Origin of the sequence: Citricoccus sp. NR2 (assembly GCF_027594385.1) — a bacterium.
In the GTDB taxonomy this organism is placed as follows: Bacteria; Actinomycetota; Actinomycetes; order Actinomycetales; family Micrococcaceae; genus CmP2.
Map to the genome: position 1 here is coordinate 672,474 of NZ_CP115154.1, position 19,265 is coordinate 691,738.

Below are 19,265 nucleotides of genomic sequence, written 5' to 3' on the forward strand. Positions count from 1 at the left end.
CGAAGAAAACCGTCAGATTCCGTTCAGCTGGCGTTGGAGTCGGCAGCGGTCTCACTGTCGGTGGCGGCTTCGATCGCTTCGCGTTCCGGGGCGGCTTCGAGTAGGTCGCGCGACTGCGTCACGGTGAACGTCAGCTTCGCGTCCGCACCCTCGCCCTCCGTGGAGACGGCGATGTGGGAACCGGCCGGAATCTCTCCGAACAGGATCTTCTCCGAGAGCTGATCCTCCACCAGCTGCTGCACGGTCCGGCGCAGCGGGCGGGCGCCCATGGCCGGGTCGTAGCCGCGGTCGGCCAGCAGGTTCTTGGCAGCCTGGTCGAGGTCGATCTTCAGGTCTTGCTCGGTCAGGCGCACCTGCAACCGGTCGATGAACAGGTCGACGATCGAGATGATCTCGTCCTTCGACAGCTGCGGGAAGACGATGACGTCGTCCACACGGTTGAGGAACTCGGGCCGGAAGTGCTGGCGCAGTTCCTGCTGGACCTTGCCCTTCATCCGGTCGTAGCCGGTCTCGGTGTCGGAAGCGGACTGGAAGCCGGTCATCACGGACTTGGAGATCTCGGAGGTGCCGAGGTTCGTCGTCATGATGATCACGGTGTTCTTGAAGTCCACCACGCGGCCCTGCGAGTCGGTCAGGCGCCCGTCTTCCAGGATCTGCAGCAGCGAGTTGAACAGGTCGGCGTGCGCCTTCTCGACCTCGTCGAAGAGCACGACGGAGAACGGCTTGCGACGGACCTTCTCGGTCAGCTGGCCGCCCTCTTCGTAGCCGACGTAGCCGGGAGGGGCACCGAAGAGCCGGGAGACGGTGTGCTTCTCCTGGAACTCGGACATATCGAGGGTGATCAGCGAGTCTTCATCGCCGAACAGGAACTCGGCCAGCGCCTTGGCCAGCTCGGTCTTGCCCACACCGGTGGGGCCGGCGAAGATGAACGAGCCCGAGGGACGGTTCGGATCCTTCAGCCCGGCGCGGGTCCGGCGGATGGCCCGCGACAGCGACTTGATGGCCTCGTCCTGGCCGATCACGCGGCGGTGGAGCTCGGCCTCCATGTTGCGCAGGCGGTCGGTCTCCTCCTCGGTGAGCTTGAACACCGGGATGCCGGTGGACTTGGAGAGCACCTCGGCGATCAGGTCCTCGGTCACCTCGGCAATGCCCTCGGTGGCCTCCTTGCGCCAGGATGCCTCGCGCTCGTTACGCTCCTCGGTGAGCTTCTGCTCCTGGTCGCGCAGCGTGGCGGCACCTTCGAAGTCCTGATTGTCGATGGCGGCTTCCTTCTGGGAGCGCACCTCGGCGATCTTGGACTCGTACTCCTTGATTTCCGGCGGCGTGGACATTCGCTGGATGCGCAGCCGGGCGCCGGCCTCGTCGATGAGGTCCACCGCCTTATCCGGCAGGAACCGGTCGGAGACGTAACGATCGGCCAGCGTGGCGGCGGCCTTGAGCGCCTCATCGGTGATGGACACCCGGTGATGCGCTTCGTAGCGGTCGCGCAGTCCGCGCAGGATCTCGGTGGTGTCTTCCACGGAGGGCTCGTTCACCTGGATCGGCTGGAAGCGGCGCTCCAGGGCGGCGTCCTTCTCGATGTGCTTGCGGTACTCATCCAGCGTGGTCGCGCCGATGGTCTGCAGCTCTCCCCGGGCCAGCATGGGCTTCAAGATCGAGGCGGCATCGATCGCACCCTCAGCGGCACCGGCCCCCACCAGGGTGTGGATCTCGTCGATGAACAGGATGATGTCACCGCGGGTGCGGATCTCCTTGAGCACCTTCTTCAGGCGTTCCTCGAAGTCACCGCGGTAGCGGGAACCGGCCACCAGGGAACCAAGGTCCAAGGTATAGAGCTGCTTGTCCTTCAGCGTTTCCGGCACGTCCCCGCGCACGATGGACTGGGCGAGACCCTCGACGACGGCGGTTTTACCGACGCCGGGCTCACCGATGAGCACCGGGTTGTTCTTGGTGCGCCGCGAGAGCACCTGCATCACGCGCTCCATCTCGTGCTCGCGCCCGATCACCGGGTCGAGCTTGGATTCGCGGGCAGCGGCGGTCAGGTTGCGACCGAACTGGTCCAGCACGACCGAACCCGAGGGCGCACCCTCGGTCTGGCCACCGGAGGCCACCCCGGCGCCGGCGGTTTCCTTGCCGGAGCCGGATCCGCCCTGGTAGCCGGAGAGCAGCTGGATGACGGTCTGCCGCACGCGGTTCAGGTCGGCGTCGAGCTTGACTAGCACCTGTGCGGCCACGCCCTCGCCCTCACGGATGAGGCCAAGCAGGATGTGCTCGGTGCCAATGTAGTTGTGGCCGAGCTGCAACGCCTCGCGCAGGGACAGCTCCAGCACTTTCTTGGCGCGCGGGGTGAAGGGGATGTGACCGGAGGGGGTCTGCTGCCCCTGGCCGATAATCTCCTGGACCTGCTCGCGCACGGTTCCCAGGGAGATCCCCAGGGACTCCAGCGCCTTGGCGGCCACGCCGTCGCCTTCGTGAATCAGGCCGAGCAGGATGTGCTCGGTCCCGATGTAGCTGTGATTGAGCATGCGCGCCTCTTCTTGGGCGAGCACGACCACCCGCCGGGCACGGTCGGTGAATCTCTCAAACATGGGCACACTCCTTGATGAACGTCGACTTCGATCGTAACGAGAAATCGCGTGCTATCGAGGACTGTTCGCCAGCGGGAGAACGCCTACTTCTTGTGGGCGTTGCGATACGCTTCTTCGATGTCGCGATGCAGGCGACCCCGGCGCGAGACGGTGTAACCATTCTTGACGGCCCACTCGCGGATCTTCGCAGCCTCATTGGCGGGCGCCGGGGCCGGCACGGATTCGGCCTTCTTGATGTAGGGCTTCAGCAGAGCACGCAGCTCACGAGCATTGTCCGAGGACAAATCGATCTGGTAATGCCGACCGTCAAAGGAGAAGGCAATCGTCTCGTCGGCGGTCGATCCATCCAGATCATCAACGAGGATAATCTCGGTTCTACGTGCCATGGTTTTCCCTCCAGGGAATAGAAACGGGCTTTAAACCCATTCTAATCGCATGACGACCATCATAGCCAAAGACTATTCTGTTGAGCCTGAATTTCGTCGCGTATTCAGCTGTCTTCAATATCTTCGCGACGGCGAGACGCCGCCCACAGCTGCGCTTCCTGCTCTTCGGCGCGGGCGCGGGCGGAACGCTCTCCGGCGTCACCACGAAACAGTGACCGCATGGCGAACCAGAAGATCAGCCCCACCCCGATGGAGGGGGCTAACACGGAAAAGTACTCCCAGAAAAGATCCATGGAGTCTCCTTTCAGGCTTCCGGCTTCAGCAGCGGGAAAAGAATAGTTTCACGAATTCCGGCCCCGGTGAAGAGCATGACCAGCCGGTCGATACCCAGGCCGATGCCGCCCATCGGCGGGGCGCCGTATTCCAGAGCTCGCAGGAAATCTTCGTCCAGCTGCATGGCTTCGTCGTCGCCGGCCGCAGCGTGGCGGGACTGCTCGGTGAGCCGCTCGCGCTGGATGACAGGGTCGATCAGCTCGGTGAATGCGGTGCCGCGTTCCATGCCGCCGATGATGAGATCCCAGGCCTCGATGACGCCGGGACGGTCGCGGTGCGGACGGGCCAGCGGCTGAGCAGCGGGCGGATAGTTGTAGACGAAGGTGGGGTTCAGCAGGGTGGGCTCGACGATCTCGCCGAACAGCTCGATCACCAGCTTCTCGGCACCCCAGTTCTCGTCCACGGAGACGCCGTGCTCGGCGGCGACCGCGCGCAAGGTCTCGACGTCGGTATCCGGGGTGATCTGCCGCCCCACGGCCTCGGAGAGACCGGGGTAGACCTCCACCCAGGCCCATTCGCCGTCCAGATCGATGGTGCCAGCCTCGGTCTCGATCTGGTGCGGGGCGCCGATAGCGTCGGCGGCGTTGAGGATCATCTCCTGCATGCGCTCCGCCATCACGTACATGTCCGCCCACGCCTCATAGGACTCCAGGGTGGTGAACTCCGGGGAGTGGGTGGAGTCCACGCCCTCATTGCGGAAGACGCGGCCGATCTCGAAGACCCGGTCGATCCCGCCCACCACACAGCGCTTCAGATACAGCTCGGTGGCGATACGCAGGGTCATCGGCTGGTCGAAGGCGTTCAGGTGGGTTTCGAAGGGCCGGGCCTGAGCGCCGCCGTGGATGAGCTGCAGCATCGGGGTCTCGACCTCGACGTAGTCGTGCGAGTCCAGGGTGGCGCGGATGGAGCGGATGATCGCAGCCCGGGTGTGCACCATCTGCCGGGCCTCGGGGCGCACGATCAGATCGGCGTAGCGCTGGCGAACCCGGGTCTCCTCGTTGAGGTCGGCGTGCAGCACGGGCAGCGGGCGCAGCGCTTTGGAAGCCATCTGCCAGGAGTGGGCCATGATGGACAGCTCGCCGCGGCGCGAGGAGATGACCTCACCGGTGACGGCGATGTGATCGCCCAGATCAACCAGGTGCTTGAAGGAGGCCAGGGATTCCTCGCCCACGTTCGCCAGAGAGAGCATGATCTGCAGGCGCACCCCTGCTCCATCGTGACCACCCTCTTGCAGGGTGGCGAAGCAGAGTTTGCCGGTGTTGCGCTGGAACACCACGCGCCCGGTGACGGAGACGGTGTCACCAGTTTCCGCACCCGGTTCGAGGTCCGGGTAGGCGTCGCGGACCTGCTGCAGAGAGTGGGTGCGAGCCACCTGCGCGGGGTAGGCTTCGCCGCCGTCGATCAGTTCGGCGCGCTTGGCCTGGCGGACGAGTCGCTGGTCGCGGGAGTTCGGTTCAGAAGTCTGGGTGCTCACAGCGCACCAGTCTACCGATTCTTACCGTCGGCCGCCCCCGCGCGTCGGGGCCTACCAGATGGTGACGCGGTCCTCGGCGTCGAGCCACATGGCGTCGCCCGGTTCGGTGCCGAACGCCTCGTGGAACGCATCGAGGTTCTTGACCACTTGGTTGCAGCGGAACTCGTTGGGTGAGTGTGGGTCGGAGGCGATGCGGGTGATCATGGTTTCTCGCCGGGTGAGCTGGCGCCAGACGGTGGCCCAGGAGGCGAAGAACTCGCGGTCGACGTCGGAATCCTGCTGCTGGTGTTCCTCCAGGTAGATGGCCAGTGCCTGGTGGGCGATGCCGAGGCCGCCCAGGTCGCCAATGTTTTCACCCAGGGTGAGCTCGCCGTTGACCGGGTGCTCGGGCGCGACGTCGGGAGCCAGCGCAGAGTACTGTTCGACCAGCTTGGCGGTCCGGGTAGAAAAGGCTTCGCGGTCTTCGGCGGTCCACCAGTCGCGCAGGGAACCGTCGCCGGCGTACTGGGAGCCCTGGTCGTCAAAACCGTGGCCGATCTCGTGACCGATGACCGCACCGATGCCGCCAAAGTTCTGGGCAGGCGAGGCGTCCGGGTCAAAGAACGGGGGCTGCAGGATCGCAGCGGGGAACACGATGGCGTTCTCCAGCGGTGAGTAGTAGGCGTTCACCGTCTGCGGGGACATGTGCCATTCTTCCGGGTCGGGCCCGGTTTCGATCTTGGACAGGTCGCGCTCGAAGGCGAACTCGGAGGCGGCAAACACCGAACCCATCAGGTCTTTCGGGTCCACCTCGAGGCTGGAGTAGTCGATCCACTTCACCGGGTAGCCGACCATCGGGTTGAACAGGGAGAGCTTCTCCAGGGCGCGCTGCCGGGTCTCCTCCCCCATCCACTCCAGCGCGGAGATGGACCGTCGATACGCCTCGAGCAGCGTGGAGACCAGCTCGTCCATGGATGCCTTGTGTTCCTCCGGGAAGTGACGAGCCACGTAGAGCCGGCCGACGTCTTCGCCCACCGCACCGTTGACGAAGCTGACCGCACGCTTCCAGCGCGGACGCACTTCCTCGGTGCCGGCGATTTTCCGCCCGTAGAACTCGAAGTTCTCGGTGACGAACGCCTCGGTGAGGTACGGGGCTGCGGAGCGGAGCAGCTGCAGCTGCAGCCACCGCTTCCAGGTGGCCAGCGGGGCCTCGGTGAGCAGGCGCTGGATGCCGGAGAGGAAGTCGGGTTGCCAGACGACCACCTCGGCGGAACGGTTCTCGGCGTCGCCAATAATTCCCGACAACCACGAGGCGACCAGGGGGAACAGCTCCACCAGCTCGTCCCGGGTGAGCAGGTTGTACCGTTTGACGGCGTCGCGGCAGGTCACCACGTCCCAGTGCACGCCGGCGATCTGGGTTTCCAAGTCGACGACGTCGTCCGCGTCGCGGCGGGTCTGCTGGGGGTCGCCGCCGATGCCGGCCAGACCAAACAGATTGGCCACGTGCTGGCGGTAGTCGGCGAGGATCTCGGCGAAGGATTCTTCGCGGTAGTAGGACTCGTCGGGCAGGCCGAGGCCGTCCTGGAGCAGGTGGAGCAGCATGCGCTCGGGGTTGCCAGCGTCGTTGAGCGCACCGGTGGCGATGAGCCCGGAGACGCCGGAGCGCTGCAGGGTGCCGGAGAGTTCGAGTAGCTCCTCCACGCTGGATACGCCCTCGATCTGGGAGAGCTCGGCGATGATGGGTTCCAGGCCCTGGCGCTCGATGCGCTCGGTGTCCATGAACGCGGTGTAGAGGGCGCCGATGCGGGCGGTGGCGCCGTCGTCGTCGTGCCCTGCCGTGAACGCGGAACCATTCTCGGCGAACTGGCCGCTGACGGTTCCCTCGCTGAGGGCGCCCGCGGCGTCGGCGGCAATGGAGTGGACCGCTTCTTCAGCGGCGTCGCGCAACTCCATGAACGCACCGTAGGCGCCCTGGTCGGCCGGGATCTCGTGTGAATCGAGCCACTCCCCGTTGATGTGACGGTAGAGGTCGTCGCGGGGCGAGGGCTGAGTGGATGCGGACACACGGACTCCTGGGGCGTCGGGGTGGGCGCGGTCGCACAGAGGGCGGGCCCGTTGCGTAAGGTGTGCTCTCCAACCTACCCGAAGTTCCGGCCCGCCGGCAGGAGGGTGTTGGTGTGGCAACGGGCTCGGGTCCCGGACCTAAAACCACAGATTCATCGCTTTCAGACAAGAACCGGCGTTTTTCCGGCCATTCTGTCTGAACAGCGATGAATCTGCGTCGTGGGTGGGGGCGCCTTAGCCCAGCAACGCGGCGAGGCGAGCGAGCGAGCCTTCCAGTTGCTCCTCGTCGAAGAGCGGGAACAGATTCTTAGCCAACAGGTCCGGGTCGGTGACGTCACTCCAGTCGTAGGTGAGGCTGACGCGAGTGGAGTTCTGGTCGAGCGGCTCCAGCGTGTAGACCCACTGCCAACCCGGAGGCTGGGTGCCGGCGGGAGCGGTCTTCCAGCCCACCAATTTGTTCTCGTCGTAGGCCACCACGTGATTGTCGGTCTGGTAGTCGCCACCCATGTGGTCGCCGTTCATGTTCATCCGGAACACGTCTCCGACCTTCTGGATACGATCGGTGTGATCTTCGGAGACAACGGTGCCGGAACCGTCGATTTTCGCGTGGTTGTCCGGCAGAGTCAGGACCTCGAAGATGTCCTTCGCCGGAGCGTCGATGATGCGGGTTACGGTGATTTTGGTGTCGCCTTGTGCGGTTTGATTTGTGCTCATGGTTCACACGCTAGGGGCAACCCCGGGGGTCGACGCAAGGGGTGATGCCCGGAGAAGTGCGCGGCGGGGCAGCGGGGTCAACCGGCGGGGAGGACCATGTTGTCGATGAGGCGGACCGGCGGCACGACGGCGGCCACCAGGGCGAGCGCGTCGCGACTCAGGGGTGCGCGAAGTTCGGCGGCCGACAGCGGCACGAGCGTGGCCGGGTCCACCACCTCCAGATAGTCCAGCGTGACGGTGGCGTCGTCGTCAATCATTTTGCGCGCCGTGTGCACATCGATCGGCTCCCCGGACACCGCCTGCTCGCGCAGGGTGGACAGCGCGGCGGAGAGGATCAGCGCCTTGTCCATGCCGTGGTCGTCGAGGCGGCGGTTGCGCGAAGACAGGGCGAGGCCGGAGGGGGCGCGAACGAGGTCGACGGGGCGGATCTCGACCGGGATGTTCAGGTCGGCGGCCGTGCGGGTGAGGATGGCCAGCTGCTGGGCGTCCTTGCGGCCGAAATAGCTACGGAGCGTGGCCGGGGCCGGCGGCATCAAGGTGTTCCAGAGTTTGGTGACCACGGTGCAGACGCCATCGAAGTGGCCGGGCCGGGAGGCGCCCTCGAATACGGTGCCCATGGAGCCGGAGGAGACGGTGATCTGCGGGACGTCGCCGAACGCGCGGTAGCCGGGGTACATTTCGGCGGTGTCGGGAGCGAACACGATGACCGGGCGGTCGGGCACGTGCTCGGCGATGAGCGCCACGTCTTCGTTGAGGGTGCGCGGATAGTGGGCGAAATCGTCCGGATCCTCGAACTGCAACGGGTTGACGAACACGGACACGACGACGACGTCGTTCTCCTCGCGCGCCTGGGCCAGCAGGGCGCCGTGGCCGGCATGCAGTGCGCCCATGGTGGGCACCAGGCCGACGCGGGGTGCCAAGTGGGTGAGGTCAGCGGTGGCGGCGGTGATGGCGGCGCGGGCCTCGGCCACGGTACGAGTCAGGATCATGCCAGACAGTCTAAAACGGGGACGCCCCGACCGTGATGGTGACGGTCGGGGCGTCCCCGCTTCGAGCTCGGGCCCGGTCACATTCCGGGCATGAGCACGCCGTCGACCATGTAGACGGTGGCGTTGGCGGTGGTCACGCCGCCGCACACCAGGCCGGCGTCGTCGAACATCATCTCCTCGCCCTCGCCGGTGATGGTGACGGTCTCGCCCTGGACGGTCTCGTGCTCGCCGACGATCTCGTCCGGGCTTAGCTGACCGGGGATCACGTGGTAGGTCAGCACTTCGGTGAGCATGTCGGCGTCCTCGACCACGGCGTTGAGGTCCGCTTCGGGGATGGCCTCGAAGGCGTCATCGATCGGGGCGATCACCGTGAACTCGTCGCCGTTGAGGGTGTCAACCAGGTCGACGTCGGGGTTGAGCTCACCGGAAACGGCGGCGGTCAGGGTGGTTAGCATCGGGTTGTTCGAGGCGGCCACGGCCACCGGATCCTGGGCCATGCCCTCCACGGAGCCGTCACCATCGGGCACCTGCTCCGCGTAGGCCGAACAGCCGGAGCCCACGAGGTTGGCGCCGGCGTCGGCGGACTCCTCGGATTCCTCCATCGAGCCCTCGGTTTCCTCGGCCGACGGGTCCATGGTGGCTTCCATGGTGGTCTCCGGCGACTCCGTCTCCTCCGGGGAGTCGCTGCAGGCGCTCAGGCCGAGCAGGCCGATCGTGGCGATGCCGAGTGCTGCGGAGGCTTTCATTCCGAAACGTGCGTTCATGATCGTTCTCCTTGTTCGGCGGGTCGGCAATGCACCGTGTGGTGAGGGCCGTTTCGCGCTCTGCGATATCCCGCTGTGTACTGATGGTTCGGAGCCGGGGGTGAGCTGGATGACACTTTTTCGGATTTTTTACTCGGCCCGGAATTCGACGCGATGGTGACCGGTGGCGGAGTTGGGAATAGGATCCCGACGCTCGGCGGTCTGGACGGTGCCGTCGCGTCCGATGGCGCGGACCGTGAGCGCGTGTCGACCCGCTTCCACGGGCACGGCGAGGCGCCACTGCCGCCACGTGTCCACGTTGACCTCGGCGCCCAGTTCGGCATCGGTCCAGTCGCCGTCGTCGAGACGCACCTGCACGGAGGCGATGCCCACGCCCTGGGACCAGGCGGAGCCGGCGACGATGATGTCTCCGGCGTCGACGACGTCGAGTCCGCCCGGCACATCGATCCGCGAGGACACCAGGATCGGCGCCCGGGCGTCCCAGCCGCGGCGGGTCCAGTACGCCTCGGCCCGGTCAAAGCGGGTGACCTCGATGCGGGTGACCCATTTGGTGGCGGAGACGAAACCGTAGAGCCCGGGGACGATGAGGCGCACCGGGTAGCCGTGCTCGGCGGTCAGTGGCTCACCGTTCATGCCGATGGCGACCAGGGAGGCACGGTCATCGGTCATCGCCTCGAGCGGGGTGGACGCGGTGAACCCGTCGACGGAGTGCGAGAGCACCATGTCGGCCTCCGGGTGGGGGCGGGCGCGGGCCAGCAGGGTGCGCACCGGTAGCCCGGTCCAGACGCCGGTGCCCAGCAGGTCCCCGCCCACCGGGTTGGACACGCAGGTCAGGGTGATGCGGTGTTCCTCCAGCGGCTCCTCGAGCAGTTCGGCGAAGCTCAGCGTGAAGGGCTCTTCGACCAGTCCGTCCACGCGCAGTTCCCAGGTCTCGGAGTCGACGGCGGGCGGGACCAGGGCGGTGTCGATGCGGTACAGATCGGCCTGGGCGGTGGTGAAGGGCGCGACGCCATCGACGCCGACCTCGGCGGCGGCGGGCACGGCAGCTGCGGTGACCACCGGGGTGGGGAGCACGAAGCGGCGGGCGGCATCCACCGCGCCCCGGCCGACGGTGGCCACGGTCTGGCCAACGGCGAGGCCGGCGGTGCCGATCAGGGCGGAGGCGCCGGCGAGGATCAGTACGGTGCGGCGCCGGAGTCCGGGCTCGGGTGGTTCTGTGGGATCTGCGGGTGCGGGCTCAGCGGGTTCGAGGCCGGCGTCGCGGGACTTCCGGGGCTTTCGGGGGATCCCGAGCGCGAGCACAACGGCGCCGAGGAACACGCCGAGTACCGCGGCGATGAGGTCGCGGGGGCCGGATTCCGGGCGCAGTGCGACGAGTGCCACCAGCCCGGCCCCGATGAGGGCGAAGACGGTCACGGCGGTGCGCCGTCGTCGATGCAGCAGCCCACCAAGCACCCCGCCCAACACCAGCCCGCCCGCGCCCACCGAAAGAATCAGCACGATCTTGTCTGCCTCGCCGAAGAGGTCGATCGCGAGCTTGACCAGGTCGGAGGGCAACAAGCGGATCAGGAGCAGGCCCACCGCGGTCAGCGGCGATGTCGTGCCGCCCAGCACCCGGGTGAGAGCGTCGGCGGCGCCGAAGAGCAGGAGCACGGCGGCCATACCGAGGAGCACTCCGCGGGTGCGGGGCCCGAATCCGACGGTGAATCTGCGTTGCTGGTGCTGTCCCATACTCCTGGTTCGGAGCGGATGGGTCAGCGGATGGGTTAACGGGCGGTCAGCTCAGCAGTTCGCGCAGGCTCCGGTAGGCGGGCGCGGGCAGGGCGCCGCGGGCGTGGGCGCGTTCTGCGGTGGCGAGGCTGAGCGCGCGGTAGGTGTCCAGCAGGTCGGCAGCGTCCGGGTCGTCGGCGACGAGGGTGGCGAGCACCGCCAGGTGGCGGGTGACGGTGCCGACGTCGCCGCGGGCCACGGGGCCGGTGAGGGCGGCGTCGCCGTCGATAAGCGAATTCTCCAGGGCGGCGTGCATCAGGTTCGACAGCATGCGGTCGGGGGCGGTGACGCCGATGTGCTCGAGCAACTGGCGGGACTGGGCGGTGAGGGTGACCAGGTGGTTCGAGGCGTGCGCCAGGGCCGCATGGTAGGTGGGTCGGTCGGCCTCGGCGATCGGCACGGGTTCCCCGCCCATTTCGACGACGAGCGCCTGGGCGATGGGTAGCACCACCGGGTCGGCGGTGACCCCGAAAGCGCAGTCCTGCAGCCGGGCGAGGTCGAGGCTGAGCCCGGTAAAAGTCATGGCCGGGTGCAGGGCGAGCGGGATGGCGCCGTGGGCGCGGACCGGGTTCATCACGGCGGTGCCGAAGCGCCCGGAGGTGTGCACGAGCAGGTGGCCGGTGACGATGTGCCCGGCGTCGGCGAGCCCGGTGATCAGCTCGGGCAGCACGTCGTCGGGCACCGCGAAGAGCACCATCTCGGAGCGGCGGAGGATCTCGGGGATCTCCAGCACCGGCACCTCGGGCAGCAGGGCCTCGGCGCGCGTGCGGGAGGCCTCGGAGACGGCGTGCACTCCGGTGAGGGCGTGGCCGGCGTTGCGCAGGGCGGCCCCGAGCACCGCGCCCACCCGGCCGGCCCCGATCACCCCGATGCCGAGGCGGCCGGGGCGGGAGTCTGCGTTGGCCAGCCGGGGCACAGCGCCCACGTCGCCGGTGGCCGGTTCGTCCACACTCATGCGGACTCCAGGGCGCGGCGGGCTTCTTCGGTGCGCCGATCGAACTGCTGGAGCTCCTCGGGCATCATCCACTGGTTGCGGTCGGCGATGCGCCGCGACACCGCGGCAATGTCCGCTTCGTGGAAGAACAGCTGGCTGGCCACGGCGGCGTCCACGTGGTTCAGCCGCATGGTCGCCGGGCCGGCGGGGGTGTGCAGGTGCACATTGACCACGCCGAGACGCCGCTCGATGGGTCCCTGGCTGACCTGGGCGGACTGGATGCGCTCGTGCGACATCAGGCACAGGTACCGGGTGAGCCGGCCGGTGCGGAACAGGACGAGGGTGGGTGTGACGGCGAAGCCCTGACGGCGCCAGGTCAGCGGGTCGAGCACGCGCATCCGCCGCGGGGTGGTCACGAAACCGTGGGCCGAGCCGGTGCCGGTGAGACCGGCCTGAATGAGTTCGCGGGCGTTTGCGGTGCCGGGGTCGGGTGCGATCACGGTGAGCACGCGGAGCACGTCGTCGAAGGTCCCGACCGGCAGCACCACGTCTTTGCCATCAGTGGTCATGCCGTAGCCGGCCACGGTGACGCGCACTCGGTACCAACCGAACGGGCGCCACAGCAGCGACTGGCTGATCAGGATGGACTGCACGCGGCCCGGGGGCACGGTTTGTTGCCGGGTTTCAAGCAACCCGGAGCGCAGGCGCAACCCGTTCGGGGAGGTGGACACCGTGAAGTTGTAGTTGCGCGAGAACGGGGACCAGACCCCGGCCACCGCGGCGACCACGATCGGAATGGCGGCGGCGAACGAGGGCAGCCCGGTCATGACCTCTTCGCCCAGGGAGCGGGCCACGAGGATCCCGGCCACGAGAATGACCACCAGCACCACGATCGTGATGAACGCCGTGAGCAGGATCGACCAGACCAGGCGGCCGGTGGGCACGGTGAGCATGGTCTGTTCGGGGGCGGGTTCCTCGTGCGCGCCACTGAGCCCGGTCTCGTCGTTCGGTGATGCGATATGGCTCGTCAGGTCCTCGCTGACGGGCCATATAGCATCACTGAGCTCGGACCCCGCCGGTTTCTGCACCCCGGCGGCACGCTGCAGAATGTCCACGCGCAATTGTTCGGCCTCAGCCCCGCGAATGAACGCCAGGGTCATCGCGGCAGACCCGCCACCGTCGGCCGCTTCAAAGCTCAGCTCGGCGAGCCCGAAAATCCGGGCGAGCAGGGGACGTTTGATGTCGATGGCCTGCACCCGGTCCAGCCGCACGTGGCGTTGCTGGCGGAAAATCCATCCGGAGTGCACCTGCACCATCTCCTCGGTGATCCGGTACCGGTAGAACCGCCAGGACAGGTAGAACCCGCCCACCATGAGCAGCAGCACCGCCACCACCGCACCCGCGGTGATCAGCAGGGCGGCGGACTGCAGGTCAAGCCCGTCCTCCACCACCACGGAGTAGAACTCGTCGGTGAACTGGGTGCCGATGACGGCAATGATCGCCACCAGGGTGAGCCAGGAGCGCACCACCGGAGAGATGGGGTGCACCCGGTGCCAGTCGCCGTCCGCATGGTTCAGCGTGGTCGCGGGGCTCACAGTCCGGCCAATCGTGCCTGGCCGCGCGCGGTGAGCTGTTCGCGCAGGCGCTCGGCCTCGTCCTGGGGCACGCCGGTGAGCTCGCCGGAGGTGTCGGAGGCGGCGGTGCTGATTTTCAGGGTGCGTAAGCCGAAGCCGCGCTGGAGCGGGCCGTCGGAGACGTCGAGGTACTGCAGCCGCCCGTACGGGATCGCCACTACCTCGCGGAAGAGGATGCCGCGTTTGATGAGGAAGTCGTCTTCGCGTTCGGCGTAGCCCATGGCGCGGACCTGCCGCGGAACGATGCACAGCTCGACGATCCCGAACAGCAGGGAGGCGGCGGGCAGGCCCCAGGCGGTCCAGTCCCAGAGCCCAGGCCAGACGCCTGCGAGCTTGAGGATCAGCGGAATGGCCAGAATCGCGGTCCATACGAGGGTGGAGATCCCGCCGGTGATCAGGCGCAGCGGCACCAGTTTCGGGGAGACCGGCCGCCAATCCACGCGGCTGTCGTCGAGGCCGCGGGCAGTGCCGGCATCGGGGTCGGACCATGCTGGCGGTTCGACGGCCTGCGGCGTGGGCGGAGTCTCCGGGGTGGGCGGAGCCTCGGGGGCCGGCTGATCCATCGTTCTCCTTCGTTGAGGTCAGGCCCGGTGGCGCCCCACCTGCGGGATGCCATCGGGACCGGTGACGGGCCCCGTTCCGGAGCCGCCCTCACCGTCGCCGTCGTCGGCGATCCGGCACCATTGTTCCACAACGCACCCGACCACCAGCAAGGCCAGACCAGTGGCGATCATGGTGACAGCCTCACCCACGGAACCCCAGCCGGTCAGCGGAACCCGGTGCACCACCACGCCCACGTGCCAGCCCATCATCACCGCGGCAGCGTAGGCTCCGGCCTGGGCGAGCACCACGGTTTGGGCGGCCACCAGCGGGTTCATCCGGGCGGCCACGGGGCGGGAACGGTCGCGCCGCACGCGCACCCCCAGCACGAGGAGCATGACGACGACGGCGGCAATCGTGATCACCGAGGTCAGCCCGAGCACCGGGGTAACCCAGCCGCGCTCGGCGGCAACGTAGGAGGCGAGCCAGCCCAGCGCCGCGGTGAGCACCAGAATCAGGGCCAGCAGACCCGGGCGCAGCGTGGGCAGGGCGGGGCGGCTCATGCGCGCGGCTCTTCTGGCTCGTCAACGAGGTGCACGCCGTCGCGATCCGCCGCCCGGTCGGCCAGCTCGGCCACTGAGTCACCGTTGAGGGTGGCGTCTGGATCCAGCCATGCCCAGGGCGCCAGCACGAACGCACGCTCGTGGGCGCGGGGATGCGGCAGGGTGAGCCGGTCGGTATTGAGCACCGTGTCGGGCCCGAGCTGTCCTGCCGCGTCCCGGCTCCGGTAGGAGATCAGGTCGACGTCGAGGGTCCGCGGGCCCCACCGCACCTCGCGGGTGCGCGCGGCGTCGGCTTCCAGCGCCTGGGCTACCTCCAGCAATTGCAGCGGGCTCATCTCGGTATCCACGGTGACGATCTGGTTCAAAAAGTCCGGCTGGTCCTCCGGCCCGATCTCGCCCACCACGGGGGCCGTGCGCGCCCGGGGCGATATACCGGTCACCCGAGTTTTCGCGGCCAGGCCGAGCAACGCAGCATCCAGTAGCGCCGCGGAGTCCCCCAGGTTCGACCCCAGGGCCAGCACGGCCAGAGCGCTCGTCCCCACCGTCATCCCCGTTCCCGGTTCACCACGACGGCGACGTCGGCGAAGTCCGCCGGAATGGGCGCCTCGGGTTTGTGCAGCGTCACCTGTACGCGCGATACCCGCGGCTGGGTGGCCAGCACGGCGTCGGCGATGCGCACCGCCACCGTCTCGATCAGCCGTGCGGGCTCCCCGGCGAGGATGCCCAGCGCGGTGTCGGCGACCTCGGCGTAGTTCACGGTTTCGGCCACGTCATCGGTGCGGGCTGCCGTGTCCAGCACCGCCTCGGCGAGCTCCAGCTCCAGGTCCACCAGGAACGTCTGTCCCTCGGCCTGTTCCCGCTCGAGCACCCCGTGATAGCCGCGGGCGCGCAGTCCGGTGAGCCGGATCATGAGTGCTGCGGCGCGGTGTTCGGTCCGCCCCAGGCGGCTGCCACCTTCACGGCGTCCACGGAGGCGGCGACGTCGTGCACGCGCACCGCCCACACCCCGTGCGCGGCGGCCAGCGCGGACACCGCGGCGGTGGCATGATCACGCTCCACGGGTGCCGGGGCATTACCGCGGGAATCGGCCAGCAGGGTGCCCAGGAATCGTTTGCGAGAGGCGCCCACCAGCACCGGGAAGCCCAGCGCCACCAGGCGTTCCACCCCGCGCAGCAGCTCCCAGTTCTGTTCCCCGGACTTGGCGAAGCCCAGCCCCGGGTCGAAAATCAGCTGTTCGGGCTGAACCCCGGCGGCGATGAACTGATCCTTCACCTCAGACAGCTCGCGGATCACCTCGGTGACGACGTCGTCGTAATCGGCGAGCTCATCCATGGTGTGGGCGTCACCCCGGTTGTGGGTGATGATGTAATGCGCGCCCGACTCGGCCACCAGCTCGGCCATCTCCGGCTCGAAATTCAGCCCGGACACGTCGTTGATGATCACCTCGCCGTGGGCCAGGGCCGCGCGGGCGGTGGCGGCATGGCGGGTGTCCACGGAGACGACGGCGCCGGCGCGCACCAGGGCCTCGATCACCGGCAAGACCCGGCGCTGCTCTTCGTCCGGGTCCACGGCGTCGCGGCCGGGTGCGGTGGATTCCCCTCCCACGTCGATCAGGTCAGCCCCGGCGTAGTGCAGCTTCAGCCCGTGCTGGATGGCCGCTTCGGCGTCGAAGTGGTTGCCGCCGTCGGAGAACGAATTGTCGGTCACGTTGACCACGCCCATCACCAGGGTGCGGTCGGTGGGCAGGTCGGCGAAGCGGCGCCGGGCGACCTTGCGCACGACGCCGACGGGGCCGGTGGAGGGTCCGGTTCCGGGGATGGCGGCCATGGATGACATGAAGGTCCTTCTCTTAAGTGGTCTAGGTGCGTTCCAGGATCAGACTCATGGCCTCGGCCCGGGTGGTGGCGTCGCGCAATTGCCCGCGGACGGCGGAAGTGACGGTTTTGGCGCCGGGTTTACGCACCCCGCGCATCGACATGCACAAGTGCTCTGCCTGCACGACGACGATGGCTCCGCGCGGGTGCAGGTGCTCCATCAGGGCCTCGACGATCTGGGTGGTGAGCCGCTCTTGCACCTGGGGACGCCGGGCGAAGACCTCCACCAGCCGAGCCAGCTTGCTCAGCCCGGTGATCCCGCCCTCGGGCGAGGGGATGTAGCCGATGTGGGCGTGACCGTGGAACGGAACCAGGTGGTGCTCGCAAGTGGAGTAGAACGGGATGTCCTTGACCAACACCAGCTCGTCATGGGAGATGTCGAAGGTGGTGCCCAGCACCTCGTCGGGAGTCTGGTTCAGCCCGGCGAAGGTCTCGGCGTAGGCACGCGCCACTCGGGCGGGGGTTTCCTGCAGGCCGTCGCGCTCCGGGTCTTCCCCGATGGCGGCGAGGATCTCCTTGACGGCGGCTTCGATGCGCGGCTGGTCCACCATCAGCGGTCTCCTTCGTTCGTCTCGCCGGTATGGCCCGGCAGTTCGGTGCCCGGGTTCGGGTCGACCAGCGGCTCCAGGGAGTCGGAGTGTTCTTCCGGGGCTGCTTCGGGTTCAGTCTCCGAGTCAGCATCTGAACTTGACTCCTGCGCGCGCTTTTCGGCGGGCGAGAGCACCGGCGGGGTGTCGGACACGGGGCGGGACTCGTCGAAGAGCCAGATGTCGCGGGGTTCGCGCTTGCGCACGTCGGCGAAAATCTCCGCGATCTCTTTCTGGTTCAGGGTCTCCCGTTCCAGCAGTTCGTAGGCCAGCCGGTCCAGGATGTCCCGGTTCTCCTGCAGAATCCAGTACGCCTCCGCGTGCGCGCCGTCGAGCAGGGCCCGGACCTCGGCGTCCACCATCCCGGCCACGGACTCGGAGTAGTCGCGCCCGGAGCCCATCTCCTTGCCCAGGAACGGCTCGGAGTTGCCGGAGCCCAGCTTCACGGTGCCGATCCGGGAGGACATCCCGTAGTCGGTGACCATTTTCCGGGCGGTGTCGGTGGCCTTCTGAATGTCGTTGGAGGCACCCGTGGAGGGATCGTGGAACACCAGCTCCTCGGCCACGCGCCCGCCCATGGCGTAGGCCAGCTGATCCAGCAGCTCGTTGCGGGTGACGGAGTATTTGTCGTCTTCGGGCACCACCATGGTGTACCCTAGGGCGCGGCCGCGGGGCAGGATGGTGATCTTGGTGACGGGCGCGGAATTGCGCAGCCCGGCCGCCACCAGGGCGTGACCGCCCTCGTGGTAAGCGGTGACCTTGCGCTCGTGTTCCTTCATCAACCGGGTGCGCTTCTGCGGCCCGGCCATCACCCGGTCCACCGCCTCGTCGAGGGCGCGATCGTCGATCAGCTGCGCGTTCGAGCGTGCGGTGAGCAGGGCGGCCTCGTTGAGCACGTTGGCCAGGTCGGCGCCGGTGAAGCCGGGGGTGTTCTTCGCCAGGGCGCGCAGATCGACACCCTCTACCAGGGGCTTGCCCTGGGCGTGGACCTGCAGGATCTTATGCCGTCCCTCCAGATCGGGGGCCTCCACTGGGATCTGGCGGTCAAAACGTCCCGGGCGCAGCAGCGCCGGATCCAGCACGTCGGGCCGGTTGGTGGCGGCGATCAGAATGACGTTGGTGGTGGCGTCGAATCCGTCCATCTCCACCAGCAGCTGGTTCAGGGTCTGCTCGCGCTCGTCGTTGCCCCCGCCCACGCCTGCGCCACGATGACGGCCGACGGCGTCGATCTCGTCCACGAAGATGATGGCCGGCGAGTTGGTTTTGGCCTGCTCGAACAGATCGCGCACGCGGGAGGCACCCACGCCCACGAACATCTCGACAAAGTCGGAGCCGGAAATGGAGTAGAAGGGCACCCCGGCCTCCCCCGCCACAGCCTTCGCCAGCAGGGTTTTGCCGGTGCCGGGCGGACCGTACAGCAGCACACCCTTCGGGATCTTCGCGCCGACGGCCTGGAATTTCGCGGGTTCGGAGAGGAATTCCTTGATTTCGTGGAGCTCTTCGACGGCTTCGTCCGCGCCGGCCACATCGACGAAAGTGACCTGCGGCATATCCTTGGTGATCAGCTTCGCCTTGGACTTGCCGAACTGCATGACCTTGCCACCGCCACCCTGCATGCGGGAGAGCAGGAACCAGAACAGCAGCGCAATAATCAGGAACGGGATGAGGAAACCGAGCATGCTCAGCAACCAGTTCGACTGCACCGGCTCATCGGTGTAATCGTCCAGGTCAGACCCCTCGACGGCGGAGATCACGTTCTCGGCGCGGGCCTCCGAGAAGAAGAAGTGGACCTGAGTGCCCAGCTCCCGGTCATCCAGGGTGAGATCCTCGCGCAGGGTGAGATCGACCCGGTTTTCGCCGTCGTCCACCAACGCTTGGGTCGCGGCGTCGTCAGCCAGCAGCTCCATGCCCACGGAGGTGTCCACGCGCTGGCTCGAGCTCTGGGTGAGCACTGGCACGACCAGGAGCAGCATCAGCACCGCAAGCACGATCCAGATGATCGGCCCCTTGAAGATCTTCTTGATGTTCACTCAGTCTCCTGTTCGCCAGCGCACACCCCTCATACGGTACCG

General features: G+C 67.6%; 18 protein-coding genes. All 18 read right to left on the minus strand.

From position 1 onward, the window contains the following. Positions 1–23: 23 nt before the first annotated feature. The 18 genes from O1A05_RS03145 to ftsH all read right to left on the minus strand — a co-directional run bounded on the left by O1A05_RS03145 (position 24) and on the right by ftsH (position 19,223). The gene (locus O1A05_RS03145; protein WP_270106626.1) at positions 24–2,588 is read right to left on the minus strand and encodes an ATP-dependent Clp protease ATP-binding subunit; all 2,565 of its coding nucleotides are present in this window, start codon (positions 2,586–2,588) and stop codon (positions 24–26) included. A gap of 83 nt (positions 2,589–2,671) precedes the next feature. Then, a complete protein-coding gene (locus O1A05_RS03150; protein ID WP_270106627.1) occupies positions 2,672–2,974 on the minus strand; it encodes a histone-like nucleoid-structuring protein Lsr2 in 303 nt (100 codons plus the stop codon). Positions 2,975–3,078: 104 nt separating this feature from the next. Continuing rightward, positions 3,079–3,267: a hypothetical protein gene (locus O1A05_RS03155; protein WP_270106628.1), complete on the minus strand. Its 189-nt coding sequence runs from the start codon at positions 3,265–3,267 to the stop codon at positions 3,079–3,081. A gap of 11 nt (positions 3,268–3,278) precedes the next feature. After that, positions 3,279–4,781 (minus strand): lysine--tRNA ligase, encoded by a 1,503-nt coding sequence (gene lysS / locus O1A05_RS03160; RefSeq protein WP_270106629.1) that lies wholly within the window; start codon positions 4,779–4,781, stop codon positions 3,279–3,281. Between the two features lie 51 nt (positions 4,782–4,832). Then, positions 4,833–6,824, minus strand: a complete 1,992-nt coding sequence (locus O1A05_RS03165) for a M13 family metallopeptidase (protein ID WP_270106630.1) — start codon at positions 6,822–6,824, stop codon at positions 4,833–4,835. 234 nt (positions 6,825–7,058) lie between these two features. Then, a complete protein-coding gene (locus O1A05_RS03170) occupies positions 7,059–7,538 on the minus strand; it encodes an SRPBCC family protein (RefSeq protein ID WP_270106631.1) in 480 nt (159 codons plus the stop codon). 77 nt (positions 7,539–7,615) lie between these two features. After that, positions 7,616–8,527: a pantoate--beta-alanine ligase gene (gene panC, locus O1A05_RS03175; protein WP_270106632.1), complete on the minus strand. Its 912-nt coding sequence runs from the start codon at positions 8,525–8,527 to the stop codon at positions 7,616–7,618. Positions 8,528–8,604: 77 nt separating this feature from the next. After that, positions 8,605–9,291 (minus strand): fasciclin domain-containing protein, encoded by a 687-nt coding sequence (locus O1A05_RS03180; RefSeq protein WP_270106633.1) that lies wholly within the window; start codon positions 9,289–9,291, stop codon positions 8,605–8,607. Between the two features lie 129 nt (positions 9,292–9,420). Beyond that, positions 9,421–11,022, minus strand: a complete 1,602-nt coding sequence (locus tag O1A05_RS03185; protein ID WP_270106634.1) for a molybdopterin-dependent oxidoreductase — start codon at positions 11,020–11,022, stop codon at positions 9,421–9,423. 46 nt (positions 11,023–11,068) lie between these two features. Next, the gene (locus tag O1A05_RS03190) at positions 11,069–12,016 is read right to left on the minus strand and encodes a Rossmann-like and DUF2520 domain-containing protein (RefSeq protein WP_270106635.1); all 948 of its coding nucleotides are present in this window, start codon (positions 12,014–12,016) and stop codon (positions 11,069–11,071) included. Next, entirely contained in the window at positions 12,013–13,590 is a 1,578-nt protein-coding gene (locus O1A05_RS03195) for a PH domain-containing protein (protein ID WP_270106636.1), read from the minus strand. The genes O1A05_RS03190 and O1A05_RS03195 overlap by 4 nt, the downstream gene beginning before the upstream one ends. After that, positions 13,587–14,192 carry a PH domain-containing protein gene (locus O1A05_RS03200; RefSeq protein ID WP_333482004.1) on the minus strand — a complete coding sequence of 202 codons (606 nt, stop codon included), beginning with the start codon at positions 14,190–14,192 and terminating at the stop codon, positions 13,587–13,589. The genes O1A05_RS03195 and O1A05_RS03200 overlap by 4 nt, the downstream gene beginning before the upstream one ends. Positions 14,193–14,210: 18 nt before the next feature. After that, complete coding sequence (locus O1A05_RS03205; RefSeq protein ID WP_270106637.1) at positions 14,211–14,732, minus strand: DUF3180 family protein; 522 nt, start codon at positions 14,730–14,732, stop codon at positions 14,211–14,213. Then, entirely contained in the window at positions 14,729–15,280 is a 552-nt protein-coding gene (gene folK, locus O1A05_RS03210; protein WP_270106638.1) for a 2-amino-4-hydroxy-6-hydroxymethyldihydropteridine diphosphokinase, read from the minus strand. The genes O1A05_RS03205 and folK overlap by 4 nt, the downstream gene beginning before the upstream one ends. Continuing rightward, positions 15,277–15,642 (minus strand): dihydroneopterin aldolase, encoded by a 366-nt coding sequence (folB, locus tag O1A05_RS03215; protein ID WP_270106639.1) that lies wholly within the window; start codon positions 15,640–15,642, stop codon positions 15,277–15,279. Before folB ends, folK begins: the two co-directional genes overlap by 4 nt. Beyond that, a complete protein-coding gene (folP, locus tag O1A05_RS03220; RefSeq protein ID WP_270106640.1) occupies positions 15,639–16,568 on the minus strand; it encodes a dihydropteroate synthase in 930 nt (309 codons plus the stop codon). Before folP ends, folB begins: the two co-directional genes overlap by 4 nt. A gap of 22 nt (positions 16,569–16,590) precedes the next feature. Further along, positions 16,591–17,157 carry a GTP cyclohydrolase I FolE gene (folE, locus tag O1A05_RS03225; RefSeq protein WP_270106641.1) on the minus strand — a complete coding sequence of 189 codons (567 nt, stop codon included), beginning with the start codon at positions 17,155–17,157 and terminating at the stop codon, positions 16,591–16,593. After that, the gene (gene ftsH / locus O1A05_RS03230) at positions 17,157–19,223 is read right to left on the minus strand and encodes an ATP-dependent zinc metalloprotease FtsH (protein ID WP_442867659.1); all 2,067 of its coding nucleotides are present in this window, start codon (positions 19,221–19,223) and stop codon (positions 17,157–17,159) included. The genes folE and ftsH overlap by 1 nt, the downstream gene beginning before the upstream one ends. Between the last annotated feature and the right edge of the window lie 42 nt (positions 19,224–19,265).

Bases quoted from the DNA above. Each gene is read 5' to 3' on its own strand.
- O1A05_RS03145 (WP_270106626.1), bottom strand. From the start codon at position 2,588: ATGTTTGAGAGATTCACCGACCGTGCCCGGCGGGTGGTCGTGCTCGCC.
- O1A05_RS03150 (WP_270106627.1), bottom strand. From the start codon at position 2,974: ATGGCACGTAGAACCGAGATTATCCTCGTTGATGATCTGGATGGATCG.
- O1A05_RS03155 (WP_270106628.1), bottom strand. From the start codon at position 3,267: ATGGATCTTTTCTGGGAGTACTTTTCCGTGTTAGCCCCCTCCATCGGG.
- O1A05_RS03170 (WP_270106631.1), bottom strand. From the start codon at position 7,538: ATGAGCACAAATCAAACCGCACAAGGCGACACCAAAATCACCGTAACC.
- panC (WP_270106632.1), bottom strand. From the start codon at position 8,527: ATGATCCTGACTCGTACCGTGGCCGAGGCCCGCGCCGCCATCACCGCC.
- O1A05_RS03180 (WP_270106633.1), bottom strand. From the start codon at position 9,291: ATGAACGCACGTTTCGGAATGAAAGCCTCCGCAGCACTCGGCATCGCC.
- O1A05_RS03185 (WP_270106634.1), bottom strand. From the start codon at position 11,022: ATGGGACAGCACCAGCAACGCAGATTCACCGTCGGATTCGGGCCCCGC.
- O1A05_RS03190 (WP_270106635.1), bottom strand. From the start codon at position 12,016: ATGAGTGTGGACGAACCGGCCACCGGCGACGTGGGCGCTGTGCCCCGG.
- O1A05_RS03200 (WP_333482004.1), bottom strand. From the start codon at position 14,192: ATGGATCAGCCGGCCCCCGAGGCTCCGCCCACCCCGGAGACTCCGCCC.
- O1A05_RS03205 (WP_270106637.1), bottom strand. From the start codon at position 14,732: ATGAGCCGCCCCGCCCTGCCCACGCTGCGCCCGGGTCTGCTGGCCCTG.
- folK (WP_270106638.1), bottom strand. From the start codon at position 15,280: ATGACGGTGGGGACGAGCGCTCTGGCCGTGCTGGCCCTGGGGTCGAAC.
- folB (WP_270106639.1), bottom strand. From the start codon at position 15,642: ATGATCCGGCTCACCGGACTGCGCGCCCGCGGCTATCACGGGGTGCTC.
- folP (WP_270106640.1), bottom strand. From the start codon at position 16,568: ATGTCATCCATGGCCGCCATCCCCGGAACCGGACCCTCCACCGGCCCC.
- folE (WP_270106641.1), bottom strand. From the start codon at position 17,157: ATGGTGGACCAGCCGCGCATCGAAGCCGCCGTCAAGGAGATCCTCGCC.